General features: G+C 72.9%; 16 protein-coding genes. 9 read left to right on the forward strand and 7 right to left on the reverse strand.

All coding sequences use genetic code 11. The annotated features are described in order from the left end of the window. The first annotated feature begins 682 nt into the window (after nucleotides 1-682). On the forward strand, nucleotides 683-2,116 hold the full coding sequence (locus ACWDN5_RS22195) for a DUF4153 domain-containing protein (RefSeq protein WP_449677613.1): 1,434 nt from the start codon (nucleotides 683-685) through the stop codon (nucleotides 2,114-2,116). A gap of 113 nt (nucleotides 2,117-2,229) precedes the next feature. On the opposite strand, the gene ACWDN5_RS22200 is transcribed toward ACWDN5_RS22195, so the two are convergent. Together ACWDN5_RS22200 and ACWDN5_RS22205 are read right to left on the reverse strand one after the other, a co-directional pair. After that, nucleotides 2,230-2,592: an SSI family serine proteinase inhibitor gene (locus tag ACWDN5_RS22200; RefSeq protein ID WP_449677614.1), complete on the reverse strand. Its 363-nt coding sequence runs from the start codon at nucleotides 2,590-2,592 to the stop codon at nucleotides 2,230-2,232. A 28-nt stretch (nucleotides 2,593-2,620) separates the two neighbouring features. Then, nucleotides 2,621-4,258: a PucR family transcriptional regulator gene (locus ACWDN5_RS22205; RefSeq protein ID WP_449677615.1), complete on the reverse strand. Its 1,638-nt coding sequence runs from the start codon at nucleotides 4,256-4,258 to the stop codon at nucleotides 2,621-2,623. A gap of 133 nt (nucleotides 4,259-4,391) precedes the next feature. Here ACWDN5_RS22205 and ACWDN5_RS22210 point away from each other — a divergent pair, with 133 nt between their 5' ends. Further along, on the forward strand, nucleotides 4,392-5,882 hold the full coding sequence (locus tag ACWDN5_RS22210) for a CoA-acylating methylmalonate-semialdehyde dehydrogenase (RefSeq protein ID WP_449677616.1): 1,491 nt from the start codon (nucleotides 4,392-4,394) through the stop codon (nucleotides 5,880-5,882). On the opposite strand, the gene ACWDN5_RS22215 is transcribed toward ACWDN5_RS22210, so the two are convergent. Beyond that, nucleotides 5,854-6,678 carry a helix-turn-helix transcriptional regulator gene (locus ACWDN5_RS22215; protein ID WP_449677617.1) on the reverse strand — a complete coding sequence of 275 codons (825 nt, stop codon included), beginning with the start codon at nucleotides 6,676-6,678 and terminating at the stop codon, nucleotides 5,854-5,856. The two genes, ACWDN5_RS22210 and ACWDN5_RS22215, sit on opposite strands and share 29 nt — an antisense overlap. Nucleotides 6,679-6,790: 112 nt before the next feature. Here ACWDN5_RS22215 and ACWDN5_RS22220 point away from each other — a divergent pair, with 112 nt between their 5' ends. Further along, complete coding sequence (locus ACWDN5_RS22220; protein WP_449677618.1) at nucleotides 6,791-7,849, forward strand: aldo/keto reductase; 1,059 nt, start codon at nucleotides 6,791-6,793, stop codon at nucleotides 7,847-7,849. Here ACWDN5_RS22220 and ACWDN5_RS22225 read toward each other — a convergent pair. The 4 genes from ACWDN5_RS22225 to ACWDN5_RS22240 are packed head-to-tail and all read right to left on the reverse strand — an operon-like array spanning nucleotide 7,830 to nucleotide 10,235. Beyond that, nucleotides 7,830-8,324: a hypothetical protein gene (locus tag ACWDN5_RS22225; RefSeq protein ID WP_449677619.1), complete on the reverse strand. Its 495-nt coding sequence runs from the start codon at nucleotides 8,322-8,324 to the stop codon at nucleotides 7,830-7,832. The two genes, ACWDN5_RS22220 and ACWDN5_RS22225, sit on opposite strands and share 20 nt — an antisense overlap. Continuing rightward, nucleotides 8,321-9,502, reverse strand: a complete 1,182-nt coding sequence (locus tag ACWDN5_RS22230; RefSeq protein WP_449677620.1) for a PPE domain-containing protein — start codon at nucleotides 9,500-9,502, stop codon at nucleotides 8,321-8,323. Before ACWDN5_RS22230 ends, ACWDN5_RS22225 begins: the two co-directional genes overlap by 4 nt. Beyond that, a complete protein-coding gene (locus tag ACWDN5_RS22235; RefSeq protein ID WP_449677621.1) occupies nucleotides 9,499-9,825 on the reverse strand; it encodes a type VII secretion target in 327 nt (108 codons plus the stop codon). The genes ACWDN5_RS22230 and ACWDN5_RS22235 overlap by 4 nt, the downstream gene beginning before the upstream one ends. After that, entirely contained in the window at nucleotides 9,825-10,235 is a 411-nt protein-coding gene (locus tag ACWDN5_RS22240; protein WP_449677622.1) for a YbaB/EbfC family nucleoid-associated protein, read from the reverse strand. The genes ACWDN5_RS22235 and ACWDN5_RS22240 overlap by 1 nt, the downstream gene beginning before the upstream one ends. Before the next feature lie 210 nt (nucleotides 10,236-10,445). Between ACWDN5_RS22240 and hrcA the strand changes: the two genes are divergently transcribed. The 6 genes from hrcA to ACWDN5_RS22270 all read left to right on the forward strand — a co-directional run bounded on the left by hrcA (nucleotide 10,446) and on the right by ACWDN5_RS22270 (nucleotide 20,753). Next, the gene (gene hrcA / locus ACWDN5_RS22245) at nucleotides 10,446-11,471 is read left to right on the forward strand and encodes a heat-inducible transcriptional repressor HrcA (protein WP_191307451.1); all 1,026 of its coding nucleotides are present in this window, start codon (nucleotides 10,446-10,448) and stop codon (nucleotides 11,469-11,471) included. Nucleotides 11,472-11,502: 31 nt separating this feature from the next. Then, nucleotides 11,503-12,669, forward strand: coding sequence for a molecular chaperone DnaJ (dnaJ, locus tag ACWDN5_RS22250; protein ID WP_310972431.1), 1,167 nt, complete (start codon nucleotides 11,503-11,505; stop codon nucleotides 12,667-12,669). Between the two features lie 3 nt (nucleotides 12,670-12,672). Continuing rightward, on the forward strand, nucleotides 12,673-13,425 hold the full coding sequence (locus ACWDN5_RS22255; RefSeq protein WP_449677623.1) for a 16S rRNA (uracil(1498)-N(3))-methyltransferase: 753 nt from the start codon (nucleotides 12,673-12,675) through the stop codon (nucleotides 13,423-13,425). Nucleotides 13,426-13,664: 239 nt separating this feature from the next. Beyond that, on the forward strand, nucleotides 13,665-14,648 hold the full coding sequence (locus ACWDN5_RS22260) for a hypothetical protein (RefSeq protein WP_449677624.1): 984 nt from the start codon (nucleotides 13,665-13,667) through the stop codon (nucleotides 14,646-14,648). Between the two features lie 148 nt (nucleotides 14,649-14,796). Further along, a complete protein-coding gene (locus ACWDN5_RS22265; RefSeq protein ID WP_310975569.1) occupies nucleotides 14,797-15,036 on the forward strand; it encodes a hypothetical protein in 240 nt (79 codons plus the stop codon). A 248-nt stretch (nucleotides 15,037-15,284) separates the two neighbouring features. Next, nucleotides 15,285-20,753, forward strand: a complete 5,469-nt coding sequence (locus ACWDN5_RS22270; protein WP_449677625.1) for an ATP-binding protein — start codon at nucleotides 15,285-15,287, stop codon at nucleotides 20,751-20,753. The last annotated feature ends 180 nt before the right edge of the window (nucleotides 20,754-20,933 follow it).

A 20,933-nucleotide genomic window follows, 5' to 3' on the forward strand; every position in this document is an offset into this window, starting at 1 on the left:
TGGCCCTCGCGGTGGCCGACGGGATCCTGTTCGTCGTCGTCGGGCGCACCGGCCCGGCGATCGGGCGGTGGACGGCCTGATCGCGCCTGGTGGGACGCCCGAGGTCCCGAATGAGTCATTCGCGACCTTGGGGCGCCGGGCTCGGGCGGTGATGTTCGCTAAAGCAAACACAAAGGTGGGCGAGATGCCGAAGAGCAGTGTGGGCGGGGAGCCGGGGAACCGGGTGCCGCGGGGGAAACGGGCGGTGCGGGACGCGGCGGCGGCGGCCGACGGTGGGCCTGGGGTTGGTGGGGGTTCGGCGGGGGGCCGGTTGGCGGCTGAGGGTGGGTCGGGGGTTGGTGGGGGTTCGGCGGGGGGCCGGTTGGCGGCTGAGGGTGGGGCGAGGGCCGGTGGGGGTTCGGCGGGGGTCCCGTTGGCGGCCGAGGGTGGGTCGGGGGTTGGTGGGGGTTCGGCGGGGGTCCCGTTGGCGGCCGAGGGTGGGTCGGGGGTTGGCGGGGGTTCGGCGGGGGGCCGGTCGGCAGAAGGCGCGGCTGGGGGCAGGCGGAGAAGCGGCGGAAATTCGGCCGGCGGGGTGGGAGCCCGCGAAGCCCCGGGCCGCGGTTCCGCCGCCTTCGCCGGCCCGGGTGCTCCGGTCTCCGGCGGTGGTGTTGCCGTCGCCGCTCCGTCCGTTCTCCTCCGGCCGATGCCGCCGCCGAAGTCCGCTGTCGTCCCGTTGCCCGCCGCCGTTCTTCCGGCAGCCGGGCTGGCCGGGGTGGCCGGGGCCCTGCTGCTCCCCGTCGACCGGCCCGGGGTCGGGTGGCTGCTCTGCGGGCTGGCCGTCGTCGTCGCCGTCGTGGTTGCCGATCGGCGCTCCCGGGACGGCGAGCCGAGCGCTCTCACCTGGCGCAACGCCGGGTGGGCCGCCCTCGCGCTCGCGCTGCTCGCCGTGGGCGCCGTGCGGGCCTCCGGGTGGCTGTTCGCCCTCTGCGTCGTCGCCGCCGTCGTGGCCGGGTCCCTCTCCGTCGTCGGGGAACGGACCGTGCACTCCGTCCTCTACGACATGCTCGCCGTCCCGATCGAGGCCTTCCGGGCCATCCCGTGGGTCGGGCGCGGAGCCGGGCGCTTCGCCGGCCGCCGTGATGGGGTCGCGCGGCGGATCGCGCTCGCCGTGCTCGCCGCCGCCGGGCTCGTCGGGGTCTTCGTTCCGCTGCTGGCCAGTGCCGATGCCGCCTTCGCCGCCGTCGTCAACGCGGTCGTGCCCGAGCTCAGCTTCGCGACGCTCGTGCGGTGGTGTTCCGTCTTCGCCGTCGTCACCCTGGTCGCCGCCGGGGCCTGCTACTTCCTGGCCGCTCCGGCGCCGCGTGCGTCCGCTGATCGTCCACAACGGTCCAAATACGGTCTGGAGTGGACGTTCCCGCTCGGCGTTCTCGTGCTGGTGTTCGCCGTCTTCGTCGGGGTCCGGCTGGTCGTGTTGTTCGGCGGCACCGAGTACGTCCTGCGCACCAGCGGCCTGACGTCGGCCGAGTACGCCCGCGGCGGCTTCTGGCAGCTGTGCGCCGTCACCGTCCTGACGCTGGGCATCGTCGCCGCGGCGCTGCGGTGGGCGCCGAACGCGACGAAGGCCGACCGGCTCCGGCAGCGCGTCCTGCTCGGAACGCTCAGCGCGCTGACCCTGGTGCTCGTCGGCTCGGCGCTGAGTCGCATGTGGACATACCAGGAGGCGTACGGCTTCACCGTGCTGCGGCTGCTCGTCGAGGTCTGCGAACTCTGGTTCGGCGCGGTCTTCGTGCTGGTGCTGGCGGCACTGGTCCGGCTGCGCTCGGCGTGGCTGCCGCGCGCGGCGATCGGCACGGCCGCGGCGGCGCTGCTCGTCCTCGCCGTGCTCGATCCGGAACGCCTGATCGCCGACGCCAACCTCGACCGCGCGGCCGCCGGCAAGTCCCTGGACGACCGCTACCTGGCCCGCTTCTCCGCCGACGTGGTCCCGGTCGTCTCGGCCCGCCTGCCCGAACCGCTGCGCACGTGCGTGCTGCGGCAGGTCCTGCGCGACGACACCCCGGACGGCTGGCCGGCCTGGAACGCCGGCCGCTCGGCGGCCCGGGACGTGACCTTCGGCCCGGTCACCGGCTGCGGCTGAACCGGACCGGTGGGTGGTGCGTGGTTATGAGGTACGCGGAGCCACCGGGCCGTCGTGGGGGCGGCCCGGCGGCTTCCGCGCGTGCGAAGGCGTTCGAAGGCGGTCGGAAGCGCTCAGAACGCGAAGACTTCGTCCGAATCCCGGTCCGCCTCGCAGCGGTTCGCGTAGGTCGTGCTGAACGACACCGGCTTGCCGTGCCAGGTGCCGATCGCCGTGGCCTCCACCGGGGCGTAGATCAGCGTGCACGCCTGGTGCCGGGCGTTGATCCGGGAGAAGTCGCCGCCGGCACCGGACAGCACCGCGCACGCCTTGTCGCGTTTGGGGTGCGTGCCACCCGCCGGGTCGCACGTCAGGAGCACCGAGCCGATCCGGCCGGCGGTGTCGTGGGTGGTCAGCTGCAGCGTCGACGCCGGGGGTTGCGCCGGCGCCAGACAGCCGAGGCTCAGCAAACAGGCTGCGAAGGGGAGTAGGGCCATATCGGTGTCATCGGCCGCCCGGAGTCGATCACTGTGCTGCACGTCCGGGTGAGTCTTCTTCGCTCGGCCGGGTGAGGTCCCAGGCCAGCAGCGCCACATACAGCGACAACATCGACTCCGGGTCCTCCAGCCGGACACCGAGCACCTGCTCGATCCGGGCGAGCTGCTGGTAGTAGGCCGTCCGCGAAGTGTGGGCCGCCGCGGCCGCCGCCGACTTGTTGCCGCCCTGCTCGCAGTAGTGCCGCAACGCCTGGACGAGCCGGCTGCCCGACGCCGCGTCGCGCTGGAGCAGCGGCCCGAGCTCCCGCGCCGCGAACGCCGTCACGCGCTCGTCGCCGGAAAGCAGGTGCAGCAGGCCGCGCAGGCGGACGTCGGACAACCGGTGCACCACCCGATCGGTGCCGGTGCCCAGCGCCGCCGCCGCGACCTGGCTCGCCTCCAGCAGCGTCCGGCGGGCTTCGGCGGGGGACGACACCGTCGTGCCGACCGCGAGCACGCCCGGGGCGCTGCCGCGGGCTTCGTGGACGTCGGTGGCGAGCCGGCGCAGCACGGCGTCGGCGTTGGCCTCCGGGGACAGCGCGATCAGCGCCCGCACGCCGAGGTCGTCCGTCGCCACCAGCGCCGACACCTTCGCGCGGCGGGCCGCCAGCACCGTCGCCTCGGCCAGCTCGCGCAGCACCGGCGGGGTCGACAGGGCCGGGCGCGCGGTCCCGGTCAGCCGCGGCCGGACCGCCAGCCCGGTCAGCTGCCGCCCGGGCAGCGGCACGGCCAGTGCCGAGGCGCGGGCCAGCAGCTCCGCCGTCGGCGCGGGTGAGGCGAGCAGCTCGGCGAGCACCGCGCGGTGGGCCTGGCGTTCGAGGCCGTCGGATTCCTTGGCGACCAGCCGGTGCACGGCCAGCGCGGACGCCGCCCGCTCGGCGACCACCCGGTGGCGGTGCGGCGGCTGGTCGGCGCAGACGAGGATCAGCCGTCCCCAGTCGTGCCCGCGCGCGCCGACCACGGTCACCAGCCAGCCCGAGCCCGGGTGGTAGCCGGTCCGCTCGCCGACCTGGACCACCCGCGAGCGGGCCGGCCAGCCGGTGAGCAGCTCGGCCGGGTCGGTGCCCGCCGCGTCGTAGGCGAGGACCTCGTGGGAGAGCGTCTCCAGCACCACCGGCTGCTCGGTGAGCCGGGCGACCTCGCCCAGCACGACGCCGGGTTCGGCGCCCGCGACCGTCAGCGCGGTGAACGTCTCGTGCACGCGCTCGGCGGCGCGCAGCTCGGCGACCTGGGCGTCGACGATCTGGCCGTTCACCGCTTCGGTGACGCTCACGAACCGCGTCTCCCGCGAGAGCGTGACCAGCGGCAGGCCGTGCTCCTCGGCCGCGCCGACCAGCGCCGCGGGCAGCTTGTCGCTCCAGTGCCGGACCAGCTCGACCACCACGCCCGCGGCGCCGACCCCGGCCAGGTCGGCGACGTACCGGGCCAGCGCCGGGCCGTCGTCGGGCAGCGCGACGCCGGTGGTCAGCACCAGCTCGCCGCCGCGCAGCAGGTGCGCGATGTCGGCGACTTCGGCGACGTGCGCCCAGCGCACCGGGGCGTCCAGCCCGGCGGCGCCGGCGACGACGTGCGGGCGGCCCTGGCGCAGCACCGGCAGCGCGAGGACCTCGGCGACGGTCGGGTACATGGCTCCTCGAGATGATCGGCAGGGACAGACTGTACGGCCGGCAGCCAACTGACGTACACGTTGCCGATGGCCTGGCGTGGCGCCTGCCCGGAGACTCGGGACGGGATGTTGCCGAGTGCGAGGAGTGCCCGCCGTGACCGACCGCATCAGCCACTGGATCGACGGGAAGCCGTTCGGCGGGACCGCCGCGCGTTCCGGCGAGGTCTTCGACCCGGCCACCGGGGAGGTCCGGGCGCACGTCGACTTCGCCGGTGACGCCGAGGTCGAAGCCGCCGTCGCCGCGGCCAAGGCCGCGCTGCCGGGCTGGCGCGGGACGTCGCTGGCCGGCCGGACGCGCGTGCTGTTCGCCTTCCGCGAGCTGCTGTCCGCGCGCAAGCACGAGCTGGCGAAGATCATCACGAGCGAGCACGGCAAGGTCGAGTCCGACGCGGCGGGCGAGATCGCCCGCGCGATCGAGAACGTCGAGTTCGCGTGCGGCGCCGCGCAGCTGCTCAAGGGCGGCTTCAGCGAAAACGCCTCGACCGGCGTCGACGTCTATTCGATCGCCCAGCCGCTCGGCGTGGTCGGTGTGATCTCGCCGTTCAACTTCCCGGCCATGGTGCCGCTGTGGTTCGTCCCCAACGCGCTGGCCTGCGGGAACACCGTCGTGCTCAAGCCGAGCGAGAAGGACCCGTCCGCGGCGGTGTTCATCGCGGAGCTGTTCGCCGAGGCGGGGCTGCCCGCGGGCGCGCTCAACGTGCTGCACGGCGACAAGGCCGCCGTCGACGGGGTGCTGACCCACGCCGACGTCAAGGCGATCTCGTTCGTCGGGTCGACGCCGATCGCGCGCTACGTCTACGAAACCGGCACCCGGCACGGCAAGCGCGTCCAGGCCCTCGGCGGGGCGAAGAACCACATGGTGGTGCTGCCGGACGCCGACCTCGACCTGGCCGCGGACGCCGCGGTGTCCGCCGGCTTCGGCTCGGCGGGGGAGCGGTGCATGGCGGTGTCGGTGGTGGTGGCCGTGGACCCGGTCGGCGACGCGCTGGTGGAGAAGATCACCGAGCGGATGTCCCGGCTGCGCGTCGGCGACGGCCGCGACCCCGCGTCGGAGATGGGGCCGCTGGTGACGGCGGCGCACCACGCCCGTGTTTCGTCCTATGTGGACGCCGGGGTCTCCGAAGGTGCTTCGCTGGTGGTGGACGGCCGCGGGATCGAGGTGCCCGGGGACGGCTTCTGGCTCGGCCCGACGCTGTTCGACCACGTCCGCCCGTCGATGTCGATCTACACGGACGAGATCTTCGGCCCGGTGCTGTCGGTGGCCCGCACGGCTTCGTACGACGAGGCCCTGGAGCTGATCAACGCGAACCTGTACGGCAACGGCACGGCGATCTTCACCGGCGACGGGTCCTCGGCGCGGCGGTTCCAGAACGAGGTCGAGGTCGGGATGGTCGGCGTGAACGTGCCGATCCCGGTCCCGGTCGGTTATTACTCGTTCGGGGGCTGGAAGGACTCGCTGTTCGGCGACAGCCACGCGTACGGGCCGGAGGGGTTCCACTTCTTCACCCGGACCAAGGTGGTCACCTCCCGGTGGCCGGACCGCTCGCACGCCGGGGTCAACCTGGGCTTCCCGCGGAACTCCTGAGCGCGGCCCGGCTCGCGTCGTCCGCGGGACGGCCGATCAGCAGCTGCTGGCCGGCGTCCCGCACCGGCACGAGGACCTCGAAGTCGACGGTGAGCACCCCGGCGCTCGGGTGGCGCAGCACCTTGCTCCCGCGGCCGGTGCCCCGGACGTCCCGTTCCGCCCACCACCGCGCGAACTCCTCGTTGCCGCTGGTGCATTCGGCGATCAGCGCGGTCAGCACGGGGTCGTCCGGGTGCGCGGCCCACGCGGCGCGCAGGTGGGCGATCCCCTCCCGCACCACGCGTTCGCGGTCGACGTAGTACGCGCGGATCTCCGGGTGCACCAGGCACAGCCACATCGCGTTCCGCCGGGCCGGTGGCAGCTCGGCGAAATCCAGCAGCAGGTGGGCCATCTCCGCGTTCCACGCGAGGATGTCGAAGCGGTGGTTCAGCACCATGGCCGGCAGGGGCGACAGGTCTTCGACGAGCCGGGCGAGCGCCGGCTCCGCGGTGGTGACGGGGTCGCCGGTGCCGCGGGGACGTTGCCCGGTCAGGTCGTAGAAGTAGGCGCGTTCTGCCCCGGTCAGGCGCAACGCCGCCGACAGCGCCTCCACCACGGACGCCGAAGGGCGCAACCCGCGTGCCTGCTCCAGCCGTACGACGTAGTCGACGCTGACGCCGGCCAGCTCGGCGACCTCTTCACGGCGCAGCCCCGGGGTCCGCCGCGACCGGCGTACCGGCAGGCCGAAGTCGCGCGGGTCCAGGCGTTCCCGCCGGGTCCGCAGGAACGCGGCCAGCTCCCGGGTAGCGGTGATCATGCCCGGTCCAACCACCGGGGTGGGCCTCGTGTTCCCAGGAAGTTCCCTCCCTTACCCCCGGTCCGCGGTGGTCCGAGGCTGGTGCCCGACGACCGAGCACAGGAGGACTCCGATGGCACTCACCCTCGACACCTACCGGCTGCTGGGCCGGTCCGGGCTGCGGGTTTCCCCGCTGGCGCTGGGCACGGCGACCTTCGGCACCGAGTGGGGCTGGGGCGCGGAGAAGGACGAGGCGCGCCGGCTGTTCGACACCTACGTCGAGCGCGGCGGCAACTTCGTTGACACCGCGCCCACCTACACCGGCGGCAGCTCCGAGCGCCTGCTCGGCGAGTTCGCGCGTGACCGTCGCGAGAGCCTGGTGCTCGCGACGAAGTACTCGACGCTGCGCCGCCCCGGCGACCCGAACTCCGGCGGCCCGCACCGCAAGAGCCTGTTCGCTTCCGTCGAGGCCAGCCTCCGGCAGCTGGGCACGGACTACCTCGACCTGCTCTTCCTGCACGTCTGGGACTTCACGACACCGGTGGAGGAGATCCTGCGCGGCCTCGACGACCTGGTCCGCCGGGGCACGGTCCGGTACGTGGCGATGTCGAACGTCCCGGCCTGGGAGGTCTCGCGGATGCAGGCGATCGCCGACCTGCGGGGCTGGTCGCCGCTGATCGCGCTGCAGGTCGAGTACAGCCTGATCCGGCGGGACGCCGAACGCGACCTGATCCCGATGGCGCGAGAGGTCGGCCTCGGCGTGACGCCGTACTCGCCCCTGGGCGGCGGCGTGCTGTCGGGCAAGTACCGCGGCGCCGGGTCCGGGGAGAGCACCCGCCGCGGCTTCAACGCCGGGCTGGGCCTGGTCACCGACCGCACGCTCGCCGTCGCCGACGCCGTGACCGAGGTCGCGGCGTCGGCGGGGCACACGCCCGCTCAGGTCGCGCTGGCCTGGACGCTGCGGAACCCGGGCGTGACGGCCCCGATCGTCGGTGCCCGCACGCTCGCCCAGCTGGAGGGCAACCTGGGTGCCCTCGACGTCGAGTTCACGCCGGAGCAGCTGGCCCGGCTCGACGAGGTGAGCGCGATCGAGCTCGGCTACCCGCACGACCTGCTCGGCGGCGACCACCTCCGCGCGGTGACCCGCGGCGACCTGGTGATCGAGCCCCGGGCTACGCCGGGAGGACGTTGATCAGCAGCTTGGACCGCGGCGCGATCAGGACGGTGTTGTTCCGGCCGGGCTCGATCCGCTCGCGGAGCTTCCGATCGAGGGGGTAGGTCCGGCCGCCGGCGCGGAGGCTGAACGACTCGAGGCTCTTGAACCCTTCCGGGCTGCGGTGCAGGCCGATCGGGTACTCGTCGGTGAGGCGGCCGCTGTCGAAGTCGTGCGTCCAGCCGGTGACCGCGACCAGCCGGCCGCCGAACGCGTCGGCGAGCCGGCGCCAGCAGACGAACGCGAACCAGCCGGTGATCGCCAGGAGCGGGACCACCGTGCCCAGTACCTCTCCCGCGGTCTCCGCCACGAGGGCGATGCCCACCGTCACCACGAGACCGGCGACGGCCACGGCCGCCGTCATCCAGAAGGTCAGGTCGAGCAGCGTGCCGCGCTGCGCGGGGTGGAGCCGGCCGGTGCGGTTGGCCAGCTCCACCTCGGGCCGGTCGTTCACTCGGGGTGCTCCTTCTCGTAGGCCTCCTGGGCCTCGTGGTAGCGGTCGTACTGCTCGTTCTCCTGGCGGCGGCCCTCGGTCGCCACGCCGATACCGTCGGCGAAATTGAACCCCGGCACCCCGTCGCCTTCCTGCCACTTCTTCTGGTTGAGGAAGCTGCGGCCCTCTTCGGAGTACCGGCCCGGGCCTTCCAGCTTCTCCCGGAAGGGGACGTGCTCCTTGGCGGCGTCGCTCCAGCCCTTCGCGGTCTCCTCCGCCGACTTCGCCTCGCGGCCCGCCTGCTCGAGCTCGTTCGCCCGGCGCTCGATGCCCGCCGCCGTCTCGACGCTGCGGTCCACGATCCGGTCGGCCGCCTGGCCCGCCTTCTTCAGCGCGTTCGCCGCCCCTTCGAGGGCCGCCTTCGACTTGCCCGCGCCCTTCGCCAGGCCCTCCAGCTTCTCGACGATCTTCGCGATGCGCGTGCTGATCTTCTCCGCCAGCACCCCGCCCTCGATCACCGTGTCCGCGATGAAGGCCGCGATCGTGCCGCCGAACGTGCACCACGAAGCCGCCAGCGCGGCCAGCGCCTTGACGATCAGCTCGCCGACGAACGACGAGATCAGGTCCCGGATCAGCCCGCGCTCGGTGCCGACCAGCGCCGCGCCGACGTTCATCGCCGTCGACGCGCCTTCGGCGTGCGAAGCCGCGCCGCGCAGGACGCCGACGTAGCTCTCGGCCGTCCGCTGGTACGCCTCCGCCGACCCGCAGTCGCTGAACGACTGCTGGACCCGCTTGGCCTTCCGCTCGTAGCTCTCGGCCGTCTCGGTGAGCTGCTTCGCGATGTTCGTCCAGGTCACGGCCTTGGCGGTGATCGCTTGGGGCTTGCCGGCGAGCTTGTCGAGGCCGTCCTTGAGGAAGCTGATGTGCTCGATCAGCCAGCCGACGCCCGCGCCGGCAAGGGTCCCGAACGGGTCCATCGCCGCGCCGAGCAGGTCGAGGGCGTCCGTGCCGACGTCAAGCGCGAGGTTGCCCCAGTCGCCGTTGCGCGCGTCGGTGAGCGTGGCCGCGGCGTCGTTGAAGATCCCCGCGCCGCCGGTCTGCGCGTTGAGGTTGTCGAGCTCGCCCTTCGAGCCGTCGCCCATGCCGCTCCAGAAGCCGCCGGCCGGTTCGGCCGTCGCGACCAGCGGGTTCTCCGTCATGCGGGCAGCTCCTTGCCGATGCCTTCGAGCAGGCACTTCGTCTTCTGCTCGTGTTCGCGGAAGGCCGTGTGCGCGGTCTTCACCCGGTCCGCGACCTCGTGGCCGGCCTCGACCGCCGCGGCGAGGAAGCCGTCGGCCGTCGTCAGCCACCCCTGGATCGGGACCGCGAAGACCTGGCCGACCAGCCCGAACGCGTCGAAGTCGAGGGCCTGCGCGGTGCCCGCCGCGTCGAGGGCCTGCCGGACCCTGCCGGCGATCTCGCGGATCTCGTCCTCGTGCCCGCCGAGGACGTCGAAGTCGACCCTCAGACCCTGCCGGGTCATCAGAGCCCCCGGCGCAGGATCGGGCCGCCGAATTCGTCGTCGGACGGCGGTTTCCGGCGCGGTTCCTCGGCAGGCAGTTCCGGCGCCGGAATCTGTTCCTTCAGGAATTCCATCGCCTCGCTGCGCTCGCCGATCACCGGCGCCATGACCTCGGTCAGCTGCTGCGCCGCGTCGAGCTGGGCCCGCTTGGCGGTGGCCAGGACCGCCTGGGCCAGCCGGGTCCGCGGCAGCTCGTCCGCACGCGGCCCGAACCGGAGTTCCTGCAGCGCACCGGCGGTGTTGACGGTGACCGTGACGGCCCCGTCGGCGCTCGTGGCGGTCGCCGAGACACGCTGCAACCGCGCCTTCGCCTCGGCCGCGCGCCGGGCGATTTCGGGCATACCGGCCGAAGCCGGGTCAAAATTGTTCACGGCGACCTCGTCTGTCGGGGAAAGCTGCGTCGGTCAGAGGGAGCAAACCGGTTTTCGGTTCCCCGTTCAAGCCGGAAAAGTATTTCGAGAACAATTCATGGGAGCCCGTTTGTGTGCTCTTTACCCGGCGGGGGCGGGCCGCGTTGAGCGCGACCGGCTCAGGCTTCCGTAAACTCGGATCGAGCAGCGAGCGAGGTAGGTGAGGAACCGGTGGCCAACGCGGAGGAACGCCGCTTCGACGTGCTGCGCGCGATCGTGGCCGACTACGTGTCCAACCAGGAACCCGTCGGGTCCAAGGCGATCGTCGAGCGGCACAACCTGGGTGTGTCCAGCGCCACTGTGCGCAACGACATGGCGACGCTCGAAGAAGAGGGCTACATCACCCAGCCGCACACCAGTGCCGGCCGCGTGCCCACCGACAAGGGCTACCGCCTCTTCGTCGACCGGCTCTCCGAGATCAAGCCGCTGAGCGCCGCCGAGCGCCGCGCCATCACCACCTTCCTCGACAGCGGCACCGACCTCGACGACGTCCTCAAGCGCTCGGTCCGGCTGCTCGCCCAGCTGACCCGGCAGGTCGCCGTCGTCCAGTACCCGATGCTGACCAACGCCAAGGTGCGGCACCTCGAAGTGGTGCCGCTCACCCCGGCCCGGCTGATGCTGGTGCTGATCACCGACAACGGGCGCGTCGACCAGCGCACGGTCGACCTCGGCGACGTCGTCACCGAAGAAGACGTCGCGCGGCTCCGCACCGTCCTCAACACGGCGATGTCCGGACGGCGGCTCAACGACGCCGCGGCGCGCGTCGCCGAGCTGCCCGACAAGTCGCCCGGCGAGCTGCGGGACGCGCTCATCCGCATCACCACCGTGCTGGTCGAGTCGCTGGCCGAACACCCGGAGGAGCGCCTGGTGCTCGGCGGCACCGCCAACCTGACGCGCAACGTCGCCGACTTCCCGGGCTCGCTGCGGCAGGTCCTCGAAGCGCTCGAGGAACAGGTCGTCGTCCTCAAGCTCCTGGCCGCCGCGCGCAACCCCGGTGCGATCACGGTGCGCATCGGTGAGGAAAATGAAGACGAGCAGATGCGCAGCACCTCGGTCGTCTCGATCGGCTACGGCCGCGACGACGTGGTGCTCGGCGGCATGGGGGTGGTCGGCCCGACCCGGATGGACTACCCCGGCACGATCGCCGCGGTGCGGGCGGTCGCCAACTACGTGGGGCAGATCCTGGCCGGCCGCTGAGCCGGGCAGAGCAGAAGGAGAAGCAGAGACGGTGGCGAGGGACTACTACGGCATCCTCGGGGTGGCCAAGAACGCGAGCGATCAGGAGATCAAGCGCGCGTACCGGAAGCTGGCCCGGGAGCTGCACCCCGACGTCAACCCGTCGGAAGACGCGCAGCACAAGTTCGGCGAGGTCACGACGGCGTACGAGGTCCTGTCCGACCCGCAGAAGCGCAAGATCGTCGACCTCGGCGGCGACCCGATGGACGGCGGCGCGCGCGGCGGGGGCGGCGGCGACCCGTTCGCCGGCTTCGGCGGCCTCGGCGACATCATGGACGCCTTCTTCGGCGCGGCCGGCGGTGGCGGCGGGCGCGGGCGCGGCCCCCGCAGCCGCGTCCAGCCCGGCTCCGACGCGCTGATCCGGCTCGGCCTCACCCTCGAGGAGTGCGCGACCGGCGTCGACAAGGAAATCGCCGTCGACACGGCCATCGTCTGCGACCTCTGCCGCGGCGCCGGCACCAGCGAAGGCACCTCGGTCAAGACCTGCGACACCTGCGGCGGCGCCGGCGAGGTCCAGTCCGTCCAGCGGTCGTTCCTCGGCCAGGTCGTCACCGCCCGCCCCTGCCCGGTCTGCCGCGGGTTCGGCGAGGTCATCCCCGACCCCTGCCGCCAGTGCGGCGGCGACGGCCGCATCCGCGCCCGCCGCAACGTCACCGCCAAGATCCCGCCGGGCGTCGGCGACGGCATGCGCATCCGGCTGTCCGGCCAGGGCGAAGTCGGCCCCGGCGGCGGCCCGGCCGGCGACCTGTACGTCGAGATCGACGAGACCCCGCACGAGGTCTTCGTCCGGCAGGGCCACGACCTGCACTGCAACTTCCGCATCCCGATGACCACGGCCGCCCTCGGCGCGACCGTGCCCATCTCGACCCTGGTCGACGGCGACTACGACCTCGACATCGAACCGGGCACCCAGCCCAACGCCGAGCTCGTCCTGACCGGCAAGGGCATGCCGCGGCTGCGGTCCTCCGGCCGCGTCGACGGCCGCGGCGACCTGCACGTCCACATCGACGTCGTGGTCCCGACCAAGCTCGACGAAGCCCAGCGCGACCTGCTGGTCGAACTGGCCCAGCAGCGCGGCGAAGAAGTCCCGACGCTGGCGTCCAACGGCACCAAGCACGGCGGGCTGTTCTCCAAGCTCCGCGCCAAGAACCACCGCTGAGCCGTGCCCGACACCACCCTGCCGGTCTTCCTCGCCGCCTCGGTCCCGGCCTCGGGCCGCGCGGTCCTCGACGGCGAGGAAGCCCGGCACGCGGCGACCGTCCGCCGTCTGCGCGTGGGCGAACGGCTGGTCCTCTCCGACGGCGCCGGCGCCATGGCCCGCTGCGTCGTCGAGGGCGTCCGAACCGGGCGCGACGCCCAGGTGACGCTGACGGTCGAGCAGCACTGGACCGAGGAGCCGCCGGCGTTGCGGGTCCTGGTGGCCCAGGCGCTGGCCAAGGGCGATCGCGGGGAGCTCGCGGTCGAGCTCGCCACCGAAGCCGGGGTCGACGCGATCGTCCCGTGGCGGGCTTCGCGGAGCGTCGCGAAGTGGGAGGACGGGGCGCGCGGGGAGAAGGCGCTCGCGCGGTGGCGGGCCACGGCCCGGACAGCGGCGAAACAGGCGCGGCGGGCGCACGTGCCGGACGTCACCGAGCCGGTGACCACCGGCGAACTGGCCGGGCTCGTGGCCACCATGTCGCTGGCCGTCGTCCTGGAGTCGGACGTCCCCGACCGGCTCGCCGACCTGCCGCTCCCCGACGCGGGAGACGTGTTGCTGATCGTGGGACCCGAGGGCGGGATCACGGACGAGGAACTCGCCGCGCTGCGCGAAGCCGGCGCCCGCGCGGTACGGCTGGGAACGACGGTCCTGCGCACCTCCACCGCGGCCGCCGTGGCACTGGGAGCCCTCGGAGCCCTCACCACCCGTTGGCAGTAGCCCACGGCGAAAATCGACGCCATATTTTTGCGCCCAGTTATGGCGCGATCACGCTCCGACCCGTTACTCTCATTTACTAACGCACCGACCATCGGCTCGGTGCGCACTGGGAAGAAAGACTCCGCCGGGCACCTCCCCCCTCGGTCCGGCGGCCGCCGCGGCCGCGGTGAGGCGACCCCCAGGCTTCACCGCCGCCGCGGCATCTCCTTGCTCGCTTCGCTCGCCGTCGAGCCGCGGCTTTGGTTTCGTCCTCTTCTCTGGGGGTCAACCACCAGGCGCCGTCGGCCGTCGCGTGCGGGGCGACGCAGGCCGAGGCGCAGGACCGGCTGTGGAACGAGGGGACCTTCCAGACCGCCGCCGCGTCGAAGAACTGGTGGTGGTGGACCTGGTACGACGCCGCCAAGAGCATCCGGGCGCCACGGCTGGAGCTGCCCGGCTCGGTGCAGACCGCCCGGTTCGCGCCGCAGCGGCTTTCGCCGTCGCGGCTGGCCGAGCTGGCCGGTCACTACGGCGTCCGGCTCGGCGGCGGGGTGCCGGAGGACGCGATGGGCCCGCACGGCGTCGTGCTGGGCGCCGGCCAGGACGGGCCGCGCCTGAGCGTCGACCACCGCGGCGTCCGCGAGATCACCTTCGCCGACGCCGACGGCACCGGCCGGGACGCGCCGAGCGCGGACGAAGCCGTCCGGATCGCCCAGGACGCGGTCGAGACGTTCGGCCTGGCCGATCGGGTGGACCTGGTCGCCGACAAGGTGCGTCACCAGTACCACGCGGGCGGCACCGCCGACGACGTCGCCGACCCGCGGGTGCGCGAGACGCACGTGGTATTCACGCAGCTGGTCGACGGCCACCCGGTCGTCACCCCCGGGCTCGGCGAGGTCCGGGTCGCCATCGACGGCGGCGGCACGGTGACGACGATCGTCGACGCCACCCGCGAGGTCGAGCGGCTGAGCGACGGCGCGCCCACCGCACCGCCGTCGGCCGGGGAAGCCACGCGCGAGCCGGCCACCGTGGACGAGGCTCTCGACGCGCCGATGCAGCGGCTGCTGCGCCGGCTGGCCGCCGGTGGCCGCGTGCCCGCCGAGGTCCGCACGATCCCGGACTCGACGGCGGTCGGCTACGCCCTGCGCGGCGACGACGGTGCCCCGGTCGTCCGGCGGACCGTCGAAGTCGACTGCGGCGCGGGCCTGGCGAAGCGGTACGTCCTGGAGGCGCCCCTGCGCTGACCACCGGGAAGAGCGGACGGGCCGGCACCACGTCGGGGGGTGCCGGCCCGTCGTTTCGCTCGAACGGGTGTAAACCCGAGGTATCCGGGGCATCACCACTGGGCACCTGTGCTCCCGGGGGAGTGCACCGTACCGAGGGGAGACCGCGATGACCTTCGATTTCGTCGGCCGCTGGCTGGGCAGGCATCGCGAGCGCCCGGGCATCACCGTGGACCTGGCCTGCGGTGGCCGCGTCACGCTGCGGGAGGTGGACGGGCGGCCCACGCTGGTGGTCACCACCGCACCCGGGTCCGACGGCCGCAGCGACGTCGCCGCCGTCTCGCTGTCGGAGGCCGAACGCCGCGAGCTGGGCCAGGTGCTGGACGGCGGGGTCCTGCTCGCCTCCTGATCGCTTCCGCGTCACCCGCCGTTCGCACTCGCGTTGAGTGCTTTGTCGCGAACCTCGCGTGAAAGCCGGTCCACACGGTGTGGCGCGGGTCGCTTTTTGTCGGGTTCCCACAACTCAGCCGCTCCGGCATGCGCCATGGCGGACATTGGTCCGACCCATCCTCATCCACCAGGGTGTAGACAAGTGCAGGCGACGTTCCACGACGGGTACGTCGCCTTCTGCGCGTGGGTACTTGGGAGGCTCAGCCGGTGTTCAGTCGTGTCGCCATCGTCAACCGCGGAGAGGCCGCGATGCGGCTCATCCACGCCGTCCGGGATCTGTCGGCGGAAACCGGGACGCGGATCGAGACGGTCGCCCTCTACACCGACGCCGACCGCACCGCGACGTTCGTCCGCGAGGCCGACCTGGCCTACGACCTCGGCCCGGCCTCGGCCCGCCCGTACCTCGACCTGGCCAAGCTGGAGAAGGCGCTGGTCGAGACGAAGGCCGACGCCGCCTGGGTCGGCTGGGGCTTCGTGGCCGAGGACCCGGCGTTCGCCGAGCTGTGCGAGAAGGTCGGCGTCACCTTCGTCGGGCCGAGCGCGGACGCGATGCGCAAGCTCGGCGACAAGATCGGCGCGAAGCTGATCGCCGAAGAGGTCGGCGTGCCGGTCGCGCCGTGGAGCCGCGGCGAGGTCGCGACCCTCGAAGACGCGTTGAAGGCCGGCGAGCAGATCGGCTACCCGCTGATGCTCAAGGCCACCGCGGGCGGCGGCGGGCGCGGCATCCGCATGGTCGCCTCCGGCGAGGACCTCGCCGACGCCTACGAGCGCACCAGCCAGGAAGCCCTGCGCGCCTTCGGGTCCGGCGTCGTCTTCCTCGAGCGCCTGGTCACCGGCGCCCGCCACGTCGAGGTCCAGGTGATCTCCGACGGCGCGACGGCCTGGGCGCTCGGCGTCCGCGACTGCTCGGTGCAGCGGCGCAACCAGAAGATCATCGAGGAGTCGGCGTCGCCGGTCCTCGCGCCCGCGCAGACCGCCGAGCTCAAGGCGTCGGCGGAACGGCTCGCGGTGGCCGTGGGCTACCGCGGCGCGTGCACCGTCGAGTTCCTGTACCACCCGGGCGAGAAGCTGTTCGCCTTCCTCGAGGTCAACACCCGCCTGCAGGTCGAGCACCCGATCACCGAGATCACCACCGGCACCGACCTGGTCAAGCTGCAGCTGCACGTGGCGGGCGGCGGGAAGCTCGAAGGCACCCAGCCCGCCGAGAGCGGCCACGCGGTCGAAGCGCGGCTCAACGCCGAGGACCCCGACCGCGACTTCGCGCCCTCCCCCGGCCGCATCGCGCGGCTGGCCCTGCCCGCCGGCCCCGGCATCCGCGTCGACACCGGCGTCAGCGAGGGCGACACCATCCCGGCCGACTTCGACTCGATGATCGCCAAGATCATCGCCTACGGCCGCGACCGCGACGAGGCGCTCGGCCGCCTGCGCCGGGCGATGGCCGAGACCACCGTCATCATCGAAGGCGGCGCAACCAACAAGAGCTTCGTGCTCGACCTGCTCGACCAGCCCGAGGTGATCGACGCCAGCGCCGACACCGGCTGGATCGACCGCGTCCGCGCCGAAGGCCGCCTGGTCACCCACCGGCACTCCGCGATCGCGCTCGCCGCGGCCGCCATCGAGGCCTACCAGGACGAAGAGGAGGTTTCCGTCCAGCGGCTGCTGTCCACCGCGCACGGCGGGCGCCCGCAGGTGCAGCACGAGAGCGGCCGCCCGCTCGACCTCAAGCTCCGCGGCGTCGGCTACCGCGTCTCGGTCGCCAGGGCCGGGCGCAGCCGCTTCCGCGTCGGCATCTCGGCCGGCGCGTCCGACGTCCACCACGCCGACATCGAGATCGACCGGTTCGACGCCCACAGCGGCCAGATCCTGGTCAACGGACGGCGCTTCCGGCTCGTTTCGGCCACCCACGGCCCGATCCACCTCGTCGAGGTCGACGGCGTCACCCACCGCATCAGCCGCGACGAAGGGGGCGTCGTCCGCTCCCCCGCGCCCGCACTGGTCGTCGCCACGCCGCTGGCCGTCGGCGACGAGGTCGAGGCGAACGCGCCGATCCTCGTGCTGGAGAGCATGAAGATGGAGACGGTGCTGCGCGCGCCGTTCCGCGCCCGCGTCCGCGAATGCCCGGTGTCCGTCGGCAGCCAGGTCGAGACCGGTGCGCCCCTGATGCGCCTGGAACCGCTGGCCGACGACGCCGCGGACGAAGCGGCCGACGACACCGAAACCGTCGAGATCGAACTGCCCTCGGTGCCGGACGGCGTCTCCGCGGCCGAGCGCGTCGAACGCGGCCTGCAGGACCTCCGCAGCCTGCTGCTCGGCTTCGACGTCGACCCGGCCGAGCGCAAGCGGCTGGTCGCCGCGTACGTGGAGGCCCGCACCGAGCTGGGCAACCGGCCGGTCGAGGGCGAGCTGGAGCTGCTCACCGTCTTCGCGGACCTGTCCGAGCTGAGCCGCAACACCCCGGGCGGCGAAGACACCGTGCCGAACGGCGCGGTGCACAGCCCGCGCGAGTTCTTCCACACCTACCTGCAGAGCCTCGACGTCGAACGCGCCGGCGTCACCGAAGGCTTCCAGGCGAAGCTCAAGCGCGTCCTCGCGCACTACGGCGTCGAGGACCTGGAGCGCACGCCGGAGCTGGAGGCCGCGGTCTTCCGGATCTTCCTGGCCCAGCAGCGGATGGCGGCCGACATCGCGGTCGTCTCGGAACTGCTGCGGCAGTGGCTGACCGGGGCCCCGCCGGCCGAGGCGCTGAGCGAGCGCGCCGGGCTCACGCTGGAGCACCTGGTCGAAGCCACGCAGGTGCGCTTCCCCGCGGTGTCCGACCTGGCCCGCGGCGTGGTCTTCCGCTGGTTCGCCCAGCCGCTGCTGCGCCGCAACCGCGCCCGCGTCTACGCCGCCGTCCGCACCGAGCTGACCTACCTCGACCAGCACCCGGACGCGCCGGACCGCGCCGAGCGGATCCAGGCCATGATCACCGGCTCGGAGCCCCTGGTGCGGCTGATCGGGCAGCGCATCGCGCGTCCGGGCCGGGATCGCGCGCCGCTGCTGGAAGTGCTGACCCGCCGCTACTACGGCAACCGGCGGCTGTCCGGGGTCGCCGTGCGCGAAGCCGGTGGGCACCGCTGGCTGACGGCCGAGCTGAACGCCCCCGGCGGCGTGCTGCCGCTGGTCACCACCGCCGTCGACATCGCCGAGCTGCCGGACGCCCTGCGCGCGCTCGGCGAGGTGGCCACCGACGGCGTGGTCGCCGACCTGTACCTGCGCTGGGAGGACCAGCCGGACGTCGACGCGACCGCGGAGCGGCTCGGCACGCTGCTGGCGGACAACCCGCTGCCCGCGGGCGTCCGCCGGGTCGTGATCACCGTGGCCGGTACCGGTGGCGCGGTGATGCACCACCACTTCACCTTCGAGCGCGACGGCGACAGCTTCACCGAGGACCGCCTGATCCGCGGCCTGCACCCGCAGATCGCGCAGCGCCTGCAGCTGGAGCGGCTGCGCGAGTTCGACCTCACCCGCCTGCCGTCGGCGGACGAGGAGATCTACCTGTTCAAGGCCGCGGCGAAGACCAACCCGGCCGACGAGCGGCTGATCGCGATGGGCCAGGTCCGCGACCTGACGCCGTTGCGCGAAGCCGACGGGCGGCTGGTCGCGCTGCCCGCGCTCGAGGACGCGGTCACCGCCTGCCTCGACGCGATCCGCAACATCCAGGCGCAGCGGCCGCAGAACAAGCGGTTCGACACGAACCGGATCATGATGTACATCTGGCCGCCGACCGACCTGACCACCGAGGAACTGAACCAGCTCGTCCAGCGCATCCTGCCGACGTCGGTCGGGGCCGGGCTGGAGGAGGTCCAGTTCCTGGCGCGGCGGCGCACGGACGCGGGCAAGCTGACCGAGCTCGCCGTCCGGATCACCCTCGACCCCGGCCACGGCGCGCGGCTGCACGTCGAGGCGCCGTCGACCGAGCCGGTGAAGCCGCTCGACGACTACCGCCTGAAGGTGCTGCGCGCGGCGCGGCGCGGGACCGTCTACCCGTACGAGATCACCGGCCTGCTCTCCGGTCCGGAGGGCACCTTCACCGAGCACGACCTGGACGCCTCGGGTGTCCTGGTGCCGGTGGACCGGCCGAAGGGCAAGAACACCGCGGCGATCATCGCCGGTGTCGTCACGACCCCGACCGAGCGGCACCCCGAGGGCGTCACCCGCGTCGTGCTGCTCGGCGACCCGACCAAGTCGCTGGGTGCGTTGTCGGAGCCGGAGTGCTCGCGGGTGATCGCGGCGCTCGACCTGGCCGAGCGGATGCAGGTGCCGCTGGAGTGGTTCGCGCTGTCGTCGGGCGCGCGGATCTCGATGTCTTCGGGCACCGAGAACATGGACTGGGTCGCCGCGGCGCTCAAGCGGATCGTCACGTTCACCCAGGACGGCGGCGAGATCAACATCGTGGTCAACGGGATCAACGTCGGCGCCCAGCCGTACTGGAACGCCGAAGCCACGATGCTCATGCACACCAAGGGCATCCTGGTGATGACGCCGGACTCGGCGATGGTGCTCACCGGCAAGCAGGCGCTCGACTTCTCGGGTGGCGTGTCGGCCGAGGACAACTTCGGCATCGGCGGCTACGACCGCGTGATGGGCCCGAACGGCCAGGCGCAGTACTGGGCGCCGAACCTGCCGGCCGCGCGCGAAGTGCTGATGGCGCACTACGACCACACGTACGTGGTGCCGGGTGAGGCCGGGCCGCGCAAGGTGGGCACGAGCGACCCGGTCGACCGGGACGTCTCGCCGTTCCCGCACGCGATCGCCGGCAGCGACTTCACGACGGTGGGCCAGATCTTCTCGGCCGAGCACAACCCGGACCGCAAGAAGCCGTTCGACATCCGCACGGTGATGCGCGCGCTGTCCGACCAGGACCACCCGGTGCTGGAGCGCTGGGCGGGGATGGCGGACGCGGAGACGTCCGCGGTGCAGGACGTGCACATCGGCGGCCGCCCGGTCTGCCTGGTCGGCATCGAGTCGCGTTCGGTGCCGCGGCGCGGCTTCCCGCCCACCGATGGCCCGGACACCTACACCGCGGGCACGCTGTTCCCGCGGTCGTCGAAGAAGACGGCCCGCGCGATCAACGCGGCGTCGGGCAACCGGCCGCTGGTGGTGCTGGCGAACCTGTCGGGCTTCGACGGCTCGCCGGAGTCCCTGCGCAAGCTGCAGCTGGAGTACGGCGCGGAAATCGGCCGGGCGATCGTCAACTTCGAGGGCCCGATCGTGTTCACCGTGATCTCGCGCTACCACGGCGGCGCGTTCGTGGTGTTCTCCAAGGCGCTGAACCCGAACATGACGGTGCTGGCCCTGGAGGGCTCGTTCGCCTCGGTGCTGGGCGGCGCCCCGGCGGCGGCGGTGGTGTTCGCGGGCGAGGTCAACAACCGCACGGCGAACGACCCGCGCGTGACGGAGCTGCAGGCCCAGGTGACGTCGGCCACGGGCGCCTCCCGGGCGGCGCTGAACGCCCGGCTGGCGGAGCTCCAGTCGTCGGTCCGCGCGGAGAAGGTCAGCGAAGTGGCGGCGGAGTTCGACCGCGTCCACAGCATCCAGCGAGCGGTCGAGGTCGGCTCGGTGGACGCGATCATCTCGGCCGCCGAGCTGCGGCCGCGGATCATCGAGGCGATCGAACACGGCCTGAAGAAGTAGCGGTCGGCGTCGTCCGATCCGAAGGGGCACTTTCCCGGGGAAGTGCCCCTTCGGCATTCCGGCGTTTCGCGACTTTCGGGGGTATGACCCCTTTGCACCGGGCCGACACACTGTGCGTGCCGGTACGGTGACCACGGGTTCCGACCGGACCTCCATCCGTGCGGCGTGAGGAGATCCCCC

It is taken from the genome of Amycolatopsis sp. NPDC003731, from assembly GCF_053586895.1.

What these genes read in the sequence shown, in the direction of transcription:
- ACWDN5_RS22220 (WP_449677618.1), top strand. Translation starts at nt 6,791, where the DNA reads ATGGCACTCACCCTCGACACCTACCGGCTGCTGGGCCGGTCCGGGCTG.
- ACWDN5_RS22195 (WP_449677613.1), top strand. Translation starts at nt 683, where the DNA reads ATGCCGCCGCCGAAGTCCGCTGTCGTCCCGTTGCCCGCCGCCGTTCTT.
- ACWDN5_RS22235 (WP_449677621.1), bottom strand. Translation starts at nt 9,825, where the DNA reads ATGACCCGGCAGGGTCTGAGGGTCGACTTCGACGTCCTCGGCGGGCAC.
- ACWDN5_RS22265 (WP_310975569.1), top strand. Translation starts at nt 14,797, where the DNA reads ATGACCTTCGATTTCGTCGGCCGCTGGCTGGGCAGGCATCGCGAGCGC.
- ACWDN5_RS22215 (WP_449677617.1), bottom strand. Translation starts at nt 6,678, where the DNA reads ATGATCACCGCTACCCGGGAGCTGGCCGCGTTCCTGCGGACCCGGCGG.
- ACWDN5_RS22205 (WP_449677615.1), bottom strand. Translation starts at nt 4,258, where the DNA reads ATGTACCCGACCGTCGCCGAGGTCCTCGCGCTGCCGGTGCTGCGCCAG.
- ACWDN5_RS22200 (WP_449677614.1), bottom strand. Translation starts at nt 2,592, where the DNA reads ATGGCCCTACTCCCCTTCGCAGCCTGTTTGCTGAGCCTCGGCTGTCTG.
- ACWDN5_RS22230 (WP_449677620.1), bottom strand. Translation starts at nt 9,502, where the DNA reads ATGACGGAGAACCCGCTGGTCGCGACGGCCGAACCGGCCGGCGGCTTC.